Here is a 12108-nt window from a genome sequence, read left to right on the forward strand (position 1 = left end):
GAGGTAAAAGTTGTGAGCTCATACACACAGAAAAAGGGCTTTGGAGCAACTGTCTGGGATTACATTACTACTGTTGACCATAAAAAGTTAGCAGTCATGTATTTATTAGCCGGCACATTGTTCTTCGCTATCGCTGGTTTTGAAGCGTTATTAATGCGTATTCAGTTAATGAAACCAAATAACGATTTCGTGTCAGCTGGTTTTTTCAATGAATTATTAACAATGCACGGAACAACAATGTTATTCCTAGCTGCTACTCCATTACTATTCGCATTTATGAACATGCTTGTACCATTACAAATTGGTGCGCGTGACGTTGCATTCCCGTTCCTTAACTCTTTAGGGTTCTGGTTATTCTTCCTAGGTGCTGTATTCCTTCACCTGTCATTCTTTATGGGTGGCGCTCCTGATGCGGGCTGGACTTCTTATGCATCATTATCTTTATATTCTCCAGGACATGGTATTGACTTCTATGTTCTTGGTTTACAAATTTCAGGGGCAGGTACATTAATTTCAGGTCTTAACTTCATCGTTACGATCATTACAATGCGTGCTCCTGGTATGACATTCATGCGTATGCCATTATTCACATGGACAGCTCTTGTATCAAGTGCATTAATTTTATTCGCATTCCCTCCATTAACAATTGGTTTATTAATGATGTTATTCGACCGTATGTTCGGTGGTAACTTCTTTGACCATACAATGGGTGGTAACACAGTAATTTGGGAGCACTTATTCTGGATCTTCGGACACCCAGAGGTTTATATCTTAGTATTACCGGCGTTCGGTTTATTCTCTGAGATTATTCCAGCGTTCTCTCGTAAACGTTTATTCGGATACTCTTCAATGGTATTCGCAACAATTTTAATTGGTTTCCTAGGGTTCATGGTTTGGGCTCACCATATGTTTACAGTTGGTCTTGGGCCAACAGCAAACGCAATCTTCGCTGTTGCAACAATGGCAATCGCGGTTCCAACAGGTATGAAAGTATTCAACTGGATCTTAACTATTTGGGGCGGATCTATTAAAGTTACAACACCAATGCTTTATGCACTTGGTTTCATCCCGTCATTCGTTGCGGGTGGTGTTACAGGGGTAATGCAAGCATCTGCACCTCTTGACTATCAATTACACGATTCTTACTTTATCGTTGCTCACTTCCACTACGTAATCGTTGGTGGTATCGTTACAGCATTATTTGGTTCAGCGCACTTCTACTGGCCAATTTTCTTCAACCGTATGTTAAACGAAACGCTTGGTAAAATTACTTTCTGGGTATTCTTTATTGGATTCCATTTAACGTTCTTCGTTCAACACTTCTTAGGTTTAATGGGTATGCCACGTCGTGTATTCACTTACATGGAAGGTCAAGGTTGGGATCAGTTCAACTATATCTCTACAATCGGTGCATTAATGATGGGTGTAGGGGTTATCTTAATGGTAATCAACTGTTTAATGTCTATTAAAGGCAAGCCAGCAGGTCGCGACCCATGGGGCGATGGACGTACTTTAGAATGGTCAATTCCACAACCAATTCCATTCTACAACTTCCGTCAAACGCCACTTGTACGTGGTTTAGATCCATGGTGGATTGAAAAACAAGAAGGTAATAAAGAAGTGACATTTGCTGAGCCAATCGGTGATATTCATATGCCAAATAACTCAGCGATTCCATTCGTTATTTCATTAGGTATGTTTATTGCAGCATTCGGTGCACTTTACAATCCAGATGCAGATAAACCATGGTCTATCTATGTATTAATCATTGGTTTAGCTATTACATTTGGGGCGATGATTGTTCGTTCAGTTAAAGACGATCATGGTTTCCACTTACACAAAGAAGAAATTCTTGAAATTGAAGAACATCTTTACGGCAAAGGAGGAAATAAATAATGGATTTCAATACTAAATTTACTCCTCATACTTGGCCAGATCATCCTGAACAAGCTACGATGGAAGGTAAAAATAAAGTCGTTGGTTTCTGGATTTTCCTTGCCTGTGAAGTTGTACTTTTCGCAAGTTTATTCGCTACTTATTTAGCGCTTAAGAACAAAGGGCCAGCTGGCATGGAGTTCACAACTCAAGGTTTATTTGAATTACCATTAGCATTTGCTATGACGATGTTATTATTAACATCATCACTAACTTCTGTTTATGCAATTTACCATATGCGTAACTTTAACTTTAAAGGGATGCAAACTTGGTTAGCCATTACTTTAGCTTTAGGTCTTGGATTCTTAGCACTTGAAATCTATGAATTCCAACACTATGTGCACCTTGGTTTTACATTTAACCAATCTGCATTCGCAACTGCGTTCTATTCTTTAGTTGGTACACACGGTTTCCACGTAACTTTAGGACTTGTATGGATTGCAACTTTAATGATCCGTAATGCGAAACGTGGTTTAAACTTGTACAATGCACCTAAATTTTTCGTAGCTGCTTTATATTGGCACTTTATTGACGTTGTTTGGGTATTTATCTTTACAGTAGTTTACTTGATGGGAGTGATCGGATAATGTCTTCACACGATACACCTATAGTTGCTAAGTCACAGGCACAGTATGAGTATGATCGTCATCATAATGCCGTTCATATGCGTAAACAAGTAATCAACTTTGCGATCATGATTTTCTTTACGTTTATCGCATTCGCAGTAGTTGCAGCTGATTTTTCTAAATACTTAATCATGCCATTCGTATTATTATTGGCTGGTGTTCAAGTTGTACTTCAGCTTTATTCTTTCATGCACTTAGAGGACAAAAAAACACACTTTGGTGGTGTTATTGGCTTCTTCATGTGGATGGGGATGTTAATCGCATTTACATTCTTCTTAGCATTTTTAACAATCATTTGGTGGTAATCACCAAAAGAGCACGTTCGTTAATTGTACGAACGTGCTTTTTCTTATGTTTTAAAGTTGTGAAGGTTTCAAAAAGAGACAAACACTGTTAAACTTAACATTTGTTCACCTTTCGTTCATTGCAGTATAGCTGTAAGCGTTTTATAATAGGAGTACTGAAGTTTAAAGGAGTGCGTTCTATATGCCACTTAGTATATTTGGTTTCCAAGCATTGTGGAGTCCCTATTTAATAGGAGTTCTTGTTTTTATAACGATTATCTATTTTTTAGTCACAGTAAAGTGGCGTAATGATTTTAAAGTAAGTGAACCTCTGAAAAAGGGAGAAGCCATTTATTTCGTGTTAGCCATGATTACTATTTATATCATTAAAGGTTCTCCAGTTGATTTAATGGCTCACATTATGTTTACCATGCATATGGTTCAAATGGCGATCTTATTATTGCTTGTTCCGATTTTCTTAATTAAAGGAATCCCTTGGTGGGTTTGGAAAGTTGCGATTGAAGCACCGGTTGTTAGAACGTTGTTTAAAGTACTGACATTACCAGTTGTTGCAGTCTTTGTGTTTATTGGTCTATTTTCCTTCTATCATTTGCCTTCAGTATTAGATTACATTAAATTAAATGAAACATTACATGGTACCTATACATTTGTATTATTTCTTTCAGCTATTTTTATGTACTGGCCTTTAATTCAAAATATGCCTAATAGTGCTAAAATGAAGCCTTTGCATAAATTAGCCTATATTATTGCAAATGCTGTGTTAATTACACCTGCTTGTGGATTAATCATTTTTGCTCCTAATGCAATGTATGAGACATATACAAATGGTGATGCCTGGTTAAAAGCAATGGAGCTGTGTGTACCAGCCTCTACATTATCAGGCTTATCATTATCAGGACCAGAGCTGTTTACAGACATGAAACCTGTTGCAGACCAGCAATTAGGTGGCGTATTAATGAAAATCTTACAAGAGCTTATTTTTGGTGTATTAATTGGGACAATCTTTACGAGATGGTATCGTTCTGAACAAAAAGATCCAGATAAAATTACGGCTGATGCATTAGCTGCACACCAAAAAAAATGGGAAAGTCAACAGCAACATTAATTGTAATATAGAAATTTACTTTGTATAAGGGGTTTTGACAATGGAATTGCAAATTTTGCCTACTATTAGTACATCGTTTATCGTCATTAGTGCTGTACTAGTAGCGATAGGATGGGGCTTAATTATAAAAAGAAATGTAGAGGGGCATAAGAAAGTAATGCTTGCTGCAGGTGTTGCGGCACTTATATTCTTTATTATCTATGCATCCCGTACAATCTTTATTGGAAATACGGCTTTTGGCGGTGGAGAACATTTAAAACCATATTATACGTTCTTTTTGATTTTCCATATTATTTTGGCGACATCTGGAGCCGTGTTTGGTATCGTTAGCATTATTTCGGGTTTGAAAACAAATATTAAGTTACACAGACGTATTGGACCAATCACAAGTATTATTTGGTTCTTTGTTGCCATCACTGGTGTACTTGTTTATTTATTGCTATATATTTTATTTGAACCAGGTGAAACAACATCCGTTATTAAAGCCATTTTAGGGTTTTAAAAAAAATCTCCCTCTTTATTATTGTAAAGGTGGGAGATTTTTTGTAGTTGGTTGAAATATAGAAAGTATCACTACAACAAGTAAAGGGCCTATTAATATCCCAAGAAAACCAAATATTTTAAAGCCGATAAACATGGCAATGAAGGTATTTAAGGAGGAAAGGCCAATTTTATCACCAATAATTTTTGGTTCAATCATTCTGCGGACTAGAAATTGCCCCACATTTAGTAACGTTAGAACGACAGCATATATATAGTCGCCTGCAAATACTTGATAAATGGCCCATGGGACTAAAAGGATAAATGAATCGAGAAAAGGGATAAAATCTAATACAACGAGTGATAAAGCTAACAGTATGGGAAATGGCGTTTTTAAATAATAAAATGCTGCGAAGGATATCGCAAAGATACTAGCACCAACAAGCAATTGTGCTTTTAAAAAGCCGAATAAGGCTAGTTTAACGCGCTGCCCAATAAAAATGATTTTTTGATGATAGTGAAAAGGAAAGGGCATTAATAATTTCCGATTAATGGCTGGCAAATCTAAGAGCAACATATACAAGACAATCCAATAAACAAAAACATCAAATAAAAGGGAGGGGATATATGTTAGTAAAGTAGACAATACATTCACATTTGTTAAGGATATGGCGAATTTTTCTATAGAGGCTAAAGCATTTTCAATCATGAATTGAATTTGTAAAACGAGTTCTACAGGTAAATGATAGGTGTAGTTACTGAGCTTGGATTGCATTTGAATCCATAAGGCCGATAGTTGATTAAGGTACTCAGGAATATCGATGATAAAAGAAGAAAATTGTTTCCAGCTTATATAGAGTATAAGTGTACATAATAATAAAGAGATACTGAGAAAAAATAAAAAAAAGATGAAAACAACTATTTTACGTTTTTTTCGAAACCGTTTGCACATTCGAACAATAATCGGTTCTAAAAGTAACGCGGTTAAGTAGGCAAGGAGGATTGGTAACGATATAGAAATGAACCAGAGAAGCAGAAGCCCAATCGCTATGACGATTATGGGATGCCGAAAAAAAGGACGATTAAAAAAAGATAACATTTTTCTCACCTACATCCATGTAATAGATATAGGTAGTATGAGGAGAAAAAATTTTTTTACTCAAAATAAAAAAAGACTGGACCACCAGTCTTTTCATAAAATGAAGCTACTTACGCTATACTTGCTGTCACTTTAGTTTAATAAAGATTAGCGTGCGTTAACAGGTTCGAAGTTATTTTTATTTGTTGGCTCAATTGAGAATTGATCTAATTCTAATTTAACCTTTTTTAAGATTTCTTCACATTTTGTTACAAGATGTGCTGGGTAAACTTCATCATCCCCATATTCAACACCATGTGGGTAATAGTATTTACCTAGGGCTGGTTTCATTAACGTAAGGATGGCATCGTGTGCACCTACATCACCAGAAATGGCATATGCGAATACGCGTAGGTAATAGCGACCTTCACGAGTATCGAAACGTTTATCGAATGTCATACGTTCGTAATCCCAACCGCCATCACATTCTAAACCATGCTTTTTCATAATGCTGACAATTAGTTCTTGATCAGCTGTTAAATTTTCAAGGTTAGTATTTTCAAAATACATGTATAGTCCTCCTTTAGGTTCTCGTACAAAGTATACGCTCATTTTTATAATAGAGCATATTCGACATTGTTGCAATGACAACATTGTGTCAACCCAATTACAATTGATATAATAACTTACAATAATGGTGATGAAAAGGAGTCCTGTATGAAAGCTTTATTCCGCATTTTAATGGTTTGTGGCGCAATTGCATTAATTGGCTTTATGTTTTTCAATACCCCGCAGGAAAATGAGCCGTTAGAAGGACCAAATACCAATTCTAATATAATCCCTCAAACACAACTAAAGCAACAGTCTGCTGTAGGAGCAATGACACGACCTCAAACAGGCATATCAACTTTGGTAGGAAAAGGCATTCAAACCGTTTTAGAGCAATATGGGGAACCAACGAGAAAAGAACCGTCTTCATTTGGCTATCAATGGTGGGTCTACAATAAAGATGTTGCTACGTTTTTTATGATTGGTGTTGAAAATAATATTGTAACGCAAGTTTACATAGCTGGACAAGAAATCGATGCATTTCCTTTTAAAGTTGGACAAAAACGCGATGAAATATACCGTATGACGATTATTGATTATGAGGTAGCGGCCACTGTGGGAGAAAATATTTTCATTTTCTCGATGAGTGAAGAAGATATGCAAACAAGGTTGCTTGTCAAATTTGATGGCCTTTATGCACAGCTTTATATAGATAGGGAGACAAGTGAGCTACAGGGAATACGTTATACAGACAGTGAAACACTTGTCCTTCATCAACCATATGAAATGAGTTATCAAGGTGAACTAGTGAGACGTACGCCACCGTCTTCATTTTTGCAGCAAGAAATCGATGTAGCTAGCGCCAAACAGCTTGATGATCTCTTAAATGTTACGAGGGTACATCATGAATTACCACCTTTAGCAATGGATGAATCATTAGAAGAAGCTGCAAAAATGCATAGTGAAGATATGAAGGTGCAAAATTTCTTATCACATGAGTCTCCAACTAATGGAGATTTAAAAAAGAGATTACAGGCACATGACATCGACTATAGTGCAGCGAATGAAAATCTTGCCACTGCTTATTTTGATGCGATAGAAGCTATGCATGGTTGGACAAATTCGCCTGAACATAGGAAGGTGTTATTGGATGATCGATATACACGCGTTGGTTCCGGTGCTTTCGTAGATTATTATACGCAAATCTATATAGAGCCTACTGCACAGACGATGGATAGTGAAGAGCAAGATAGAAAAAAACAAGATATTGAAGAACAGGATAACGAAGAACAGAGAAATAAAGAACCAGATAGTGAGGACCCTGTAGAGAATACAGAGCAATCCTCCTCATCCTAACAACAGAATATCAGTTTGAAGACAAGCTCGAATAGCCGAGCTTGTCTTTATTTTTTTATAAGGTAGTACTTTCACTGTGGGCTTCTACATTTTTCGTCACACCGTTACAAACGCCGTCATATGATAGAGAACGGAAAGGGGGAATGAGGCTTGCAACTAGCTGAGTTATTAAAAGATTGGCCATGTAGTGTGACAGGAGGATCCATTCGAACAGAAATTACAGGCGTAGAAGATTATGCACAGGCCGTACAACCCGGCGACATTTTTATTGTACGAAAGGGCAAAAAAACATCAGGAAGTCGTTTTGTTAAAGAAGCGTTGGCACGGGGGGCTGCTGCCATTGTTTCGGAAGAAAGTATTTCTTTGCCGATTATGGATAAAGAAATTCCTTTTGTGTGGGTTCCGAATACAGCATTATTTTTATCGTATGCGAGTGCGAAGCTTGCTGCTTTTCCAGCAGAGGCTTTAACGGTTATTGCCATTACCGGTACAAATGGAAAGACCACGGTGAGCCATTTTGTTAGTCAGCTTCTAAATGCCTTACATAAAAAAGCAGCAGTTATTGGAACGGTTGGCTTTTTCATCAATGGCGAGAAACAACAAACGGCTTACGAGCAACTAACAACATTGCAGGCCAAAGAATTGCATCCGATATTAAAGCAATGTGTACGAAAAGGGGTTACACATGTTGTGCTAGAAGCTTCTTCAATGGGCTTACAGCAGCATAGACTCGACCATTGCGATATTGACTGTGGTGTATTTTTAAATCTATCAGAAGACCATTTAGAAGATCATGGTGGTTTAGAAGCATATAAACGTGCAAAAAAAAGATTAGCCGATTTATCCAAAAAGTTAGTATTAAATGGAGATGATAACTTTTGTCGTTCTGTAGGGATTTATGATAAGAAAAAATCCTGTTCATTTGGCTTTGATAATCACAATGATCTACATATTCAAATTGTCAGTGAAACAGTTGGAAAAACCGTACTTTGCTTACAAACAACAGCGAGTGAGCATATTGTGGAAATTCCTTTTGTCGGAAAATATCATGTACAAAATACTATTGCTGCCTTAATGGCTATATGGCGCCTAGGTGTCCCGATGGAAGATCTAGTTGGTCATATGTGGTCCTTAAAACTACCAGAAGGACGACTTGAGAAGATTGATAATCCTTTGGGTATAGAGGTTTATGTAGATTATGCGCATACAGCAGAAGCCTTACAAGCCGTTTTACAAACCTTTAATCGTTCCAAAACAATTTACCTTGTTTTTAGTTGTGGTGGAAATCGTGATAAGGCGAAGCGCTTCGCCATGGGAGCGGTAGCAAGTAAATACGCGGACGTTATTTATTTAACAACAGATAATCCACGAGATGAAGATCCAATCGTGATAAATGAAAGCATTATTGCAGGCTTTACAGAGCAACAATATTATGAAATTTACTTAGATCGGAAGCTTGCTATCCATCAAGCGTTAGCAAAGGCGAAAAAGGGCGATATTGTCCTTGTGGCCGGAAAAGGGCATGAACAAACACAGCAAATTAAAAATCAAAAATTGCCTTTTTCCGATCAACAATGCATCAAAGATTATTTTGCCAGTCTCATTACAGACGACGCTGAATAATAAAGAAAGATCCTGTAGCAATAGCCAGCTTGCGACCTGTCTCATCTTCGATATCACATTCCATGACGAGTGTTTGACGTCCTTTATGAACAAAACGACCGCGCGCAATCAATTCTTTATTCGTTGTTGTGGCAATATACGATAGATTCATATTCGTTGTAACCACATTATATCCCTCTGGTACAGAGCGTGAAGCAAGTCCGCCCATAGCTGCATCGGCAATTGTTGCAATAATGCCACCATGAGGCACCTTAATTGTATTATGAATAACTGGTGTAATAGGGATACGAACCTCACTAATTTCAGGCTCAAATTTACCTGCCATATGTAGGGCAGCATTAAGATAACGACGATGAATGCCTTGCTGCTTCTCTCTTAGCCCATTTAAAAGATGTAATAAAACTTCTTCATCTTCCTCAGTACTTTCTTGTAAAATTTCAGCTAGTAATTGTTCTATCTGTCCTTTAGATGTTGTCATTAATTGGCAAACCTCTTTCATTAAAAGTATCAATAATGTAAAATTACCATAAAATCTGTTATGATGGGAAAGAGATTGGGGGAATTAAAAATGATGATGACCTCTGACTGGGTACTCATTTTGGATGAGACCGAAGCGCTTTGTGAGATGATTCTTTCCTCAGAACCTGCGATTGCGCTACAGCAAGCGTATGATGCAGTCTATAGTGATGCACAAATTGTAGAAGCTATTTACGCATTTAATCGCATGAAAGAGCAGTACGAAGATGTACAACGTTTCGGAAAATATCATCCAGACTACCATACAATCATGAAGTCAATTCGCCAACAGAAAAGGGCACTTGACTTGAATGAAAAAGTTTCAGCTTTAAAAATTGCTGAAAACGATTTTCAGGATTTACTCGATGAGATTAGCCTATTAATAGGTAAAACAGTCTCTGAAGCTGTAAAAGTTCCTGTTAGTAACCCATTCTTTGCATCTGGTTCATCTTGCGGAGGAGGATGTGGCTCGGGCGGCTCATGCTCTTGCTCAGCATAAAATACGATGTGTATGTTACACATCTCTTCTAGACTGTAGACAACTCCAAGTATTCACAGGAGGTTGTTTACAGTCTTTTTTCAATTGATAGGAGGAAACATACTTGAATGGCTGTCATCCCTGGTGACAGGATAGGAAAAAAGTTGTTTAGGCTGCTAAAAAGGTTCTAAATCAAGTAGCTTTATTGGATGGCCTTACAAATATCCTTTTATATTATAGTCTAGTTGGATCCGTGGTATGCAAGGTCAAAAGGATTGGATACTCGATTTGAGGATTATTAAGATTTAGAGGCTTTCCTCAGATTTAAGACAGGGAGTTGGCCCATTTTTAAGGAGCTATCGTGGGAACCATGACGAGTTAGTAACGGTTTCTGGGGAAGAAAACGAATACAGTAATTCTTCAATATATTATTGCTCATGAAATCCATCAGATTAGACAAGCCCATATCTGCTCATTATATAGGTAGAACATTCAAATGAAGGGAAGGCACGTAACTAGTGTCCTTCCCCTTTATGTTCGTATCATGATAACGACTCTTGTTCCTGTAATAATTCAGCAGCTATATCAGGGCGATCTGTAATGATCCCCTTGGCGCCATTATGGATTAATTTTTTCATCGTGTCGATATCATTGATTGTCCAATAGTGGACAGGTATGTTGAGATGATTCAAAAATTGAATAAATTTAGGTGAATCTAATGCGATAACGCCTGATTTAGGTGGGATTTGGAAAACATCAACTTTCGGATGATATAAGTGCCCAAATTGACTTGAGAAGGAGGCAAATGCTTTTCTCACATCTGATTCACCGGCACCAAGTGCTACTTGATTTTGGGCATATAAATTAAAACGATCGATTTGCTCACCATAGAAGCTTGTCACAACGACACGCTGTTCAGCGCCTAGCTCTTCGATTAAGCGCCAAAGTTTAGAAGGCATCAAACTTCCCTCATAAGTATCTGGAGCATCTTTAATATCAATATTGATGAGCATATTTGGATAAGTTTCAAGTAGCTCTCGTAATGTCACTACATTAATTTTTTCCTCTCGATATGGAAAAGCGCCATCCAAATCTTCAAATTGATAGCCGTGATTTAAGGCATTGATTTCTGCTAAGGTCATATCGGCAATGAGACCATAGCCATCCGTTGTACGATCAACTGTATCATCATGGAAAACAATGATTTCCTCGTCTTTTGTTAAACGGATATCAATTTCAAAGCCATCGACTCCTAACTGTGCTGCTTTTTCAAATGCGATCATTGTATGCTCAGGTGCTAAAAGAGCCCCGCCACGATGCGCCAGAATGATGGGGCGATCAAATTGCAATGCTTGTTTGCCTTCACGTTGCTGTGGTTTAGAAATAGCTTTACTACCTGCCCAAGCCGCTGCACTTGCCGCAGCAATAGCAAGGGCAATTTTTGTTTTCTTACCCATATTCGTCCTCCTTAACAATTATCTTCATATAAAAAGTAATGGTGAATTCATTGTCAGTATTGATAATTAAAGTACCTACTAAAACTAATAGCTAGTAGAAGTGAATGATGCTTTTTTCATGCTGATATATGCAAAAGCAAAAAAATACGGAGCTATTACGCGGAGGCGTAAATGTTCCATGAAAACAACTAATTCATATCTCTACGATGTTTCTCGCAGTATGCTTTTCCATTATAACGGAAAATTGAGCTTTCTGTCAGCTAAACTCTGTTGCTATCATTTTCCGGTCTATGGTATTCTTTTATGTAAGAAATGAGGGAATCCAATATGAACGAACGACAAGGGCTAATCGTTTACGTCCATCAATTAAAACATGCTAAATCTCTTCGGAAATATGGTCATGTTCTTTATATTTCAAGAAGGCAAAAATACGTAGTGCTTTACTGTAATCGTGAGGACATTGATATGATGACAACAAAACTACAACGCCTTCCATTTGTGAAAGACGTTGTGGAGTCTTATCGTCCATTTGTGAAAACTGAATATGAAAATGCAAAACCAGATAAAGCAAAGGAATATGACTACAAAGTAGGTCTATAA

General features: G+C 37.4%; 13 protein-coding genes. 9 read left to right on the forward strand and 4 right to left on the reverse strand.

The annotated features are described in order from the left end of the window. Positions 1 to 12: 12 nt before the first annotated feature. The 5 genes from ctaD to NV349_RS04420 all read left to right on the forward strand — a co-directional run bounded on the left by ctaD (position 13) and on the right by NV349_RS04420 (position 4473). On the forward strand, positions 13 to 1896 hold the full coding sequence (gene ctaD / locus NV349_RS04400; protein WP_036125328.1) for a cytochrome c oxidase subunit I: 1884 nt from the start codon (positions 13 to 15) through the stop codon (positions 1894 to 1896). Further along, complete coding sequence (locus NV349_RS04405) at positions 1896 to 2522, forward strand: cytochrome c oxidase subunit 3 (protein WP_036125326.1); 627 nt, start codon at positions 1896 to 1898, stop codon at positions 2520 to 2522. The genes ctaD and NV349_RS04405 overlap by 1 nt, the downstream gene beginning before the upstream one ends. Continuing rightward, positions 2522 to 2866, forward strand: coding sequence for a cytochrome C oxidase subunit IV family protein (locus tag NV349_RS04410; RefSeq protein ID WP_036125323.1), 345 nt, complete (start codon positions 2522 to 2524; stop codon positions 2864 to 2866). Before NV349_RS04405 ends, NV349_RS04410 begins: the two co-directional genes overlap by 1 nt. Positions 2867 to 3047: 181 nt before the next feature. Further along, complete coding sequence (ctaG, locus tag NV349_RS04415; RefSeq protein WP_036125321.1) at positions 3048 to 3971, forward strand: cytochrome c oxidase assembly factor CtaG; 924 nt, start codon at positions 3048 to 3050, stop codon at positions 3969 to 3971. Between the two features lie 40 nt (positions 3972 to 4011). After that, positions 4012 to 4473: a DUF420 domain-containing protein gene (locus NV349_RS04420; RefSeq protein ID WP_036125319.1), complete on the forward strand. Its 462-nt coding sequence runs from the start codon at positions 4012 to 4014 to the stop codon at positions 4471 to 4473. 18 nt (positions 4474 to 4491) lie between these two features. On the opposite strand, the gene ytvI is transcribed toward NV349_RS04420, so the two are convergent. Both ytvI and NV349_RS04430 read right to left on the reverse strand, forming a co-directional pair. Beyond that, positions 4492 to 5550 carry a sporulation integral membrane protein YtvI gene (gene ytvI, locus NV349_RS04425; protein ID WP_080717108.1) on the reverse strand — a complete coding sequence of 353 codons (1059 nt, stop codon included), beginning with the start codon at positions 5548 to 5550 and terminating at the stop codon, positions 4492 to 4494. 147 nt (positions 5551 to 5697) lie between these two features. Next, positions 5698 to 6099 carry a YugN family protein gene (locus NV349_RS04430; RefSeq protein ID WP_051891699.1) on the reverse strand — a complete coding sequence of 134 codons (402 nt, stop codon included), beginning with the start codon at positions 6097 to 6099 and terminating at the stop codon, positions 5698 to 5700. A gap of 147 nt (positions 6100 to 6246) precedes the next feature. Between NV349_RS04430 and NV349_RS04435 the strand changes: the two genes are divergently transcribed. Together NV349_RS04435 and NV349_RS04440 are read left to right on the forward strand one after the other, a co-directional pair. Further along, on the forward strand, positions 6247 to 7434 hold the full coding sequence (locus NV349_RS04435; RefSeq protein ID WP_036125317.1) for a CAP domain-containing protein: 1188 nt from the start codon (positions 6247 to 6249) through the stop codon (positions 7432 to 7434). A gap of 150 nt (positions 7435 to 7584) precedes the next feature. Further along, complete coding sequence (locus NV349_RS04440; protein WP_036125315.1) at positions 7585 to 9057, forward strand: UDP-N-acetylmuramoyl-L-alanyl-D-glutamate--2,6-diaminopimelate ligase; 1473 nt, start codon at positions 7585 to 7587, stop codon at positions 9055 to 9057. On the opposite strand, the gene NV349_RS04445 is transcribed toward NV349_RS04440, so the two are convergent. Continuing rightward, positions 9038 to 9535, reverse strand: a complete 498-nt coding sequence (locus tag NV349_RS04445) for a PaaI family thioesterase (RefSeq protein WP_058843458.1) — start codon at positions 9533 to 9535, stop codon at positions 9038 to 9040. The two genes, NV349_RS04440 and NV349_RS04445, sit on opposite strands and share 20 nt — an antisense overlap. Positions 9536 to 9625: 90 nt before the next feature. On the opposite strand from NV349_RS04445, the gene NV349_RS04450 reads away from it, so the two are divergent. Then, positions 9626 to 10072 carry a YlbF/YmcA family competence regulator gene (locus tag NV349_RS04450; protein ID WP_036125306.1) on the forward strand — a complete coding sequence of 149 codons (447 nt, stop codon included), beginning with the start codon at positions 9626 to 9628 and terminating at the stop codon, positions 10070 to 10072. 521 nt (positions 10073 to 10593) lie between these two features. On the opposite strand, the gene NV349_RS04455 is transcribed toward NV349_RS04450, so the two are convergent. Then, positions 10594 to 11508, reverse strand: a complete 915-nt coding sequence (locus NV349_RS04455; RefSeq protein WP_036125304.1) for a glycerophosphodiester phosphodiesterase family protein — start codon at positions 11506 to 11508, stop codon at positions 10594 to 10596. A gap of 327 nt (positions 11509 to 11835) precedes the next feature. Between NV349_RS04455 and NV349_RS04460 the strand changes: the two genes are divergently transcribed. Beyond that, positions 11836 to 12108: a YlbG family protein gene (locus NV349_RS04460; RefSeq protein ID WP_036125303.1), complete on the forward strand. Its 273-nt coding sequence runs from the start codon at positions 11836 to 11838 to the stop codon at positions 12106 to 12108.

It is taken from the genome of Lysinibacillus sp. OF-1 (assembly GCF_028356935.1).
In the GTDB taxonomy this organism is placed as follows: domain Bacteria; phylum Bacillota; class Bacilli; order Bacillales_A; family Planococcaceae; genus Lysinibacillus; species Lysinibacillus fusiformis_D.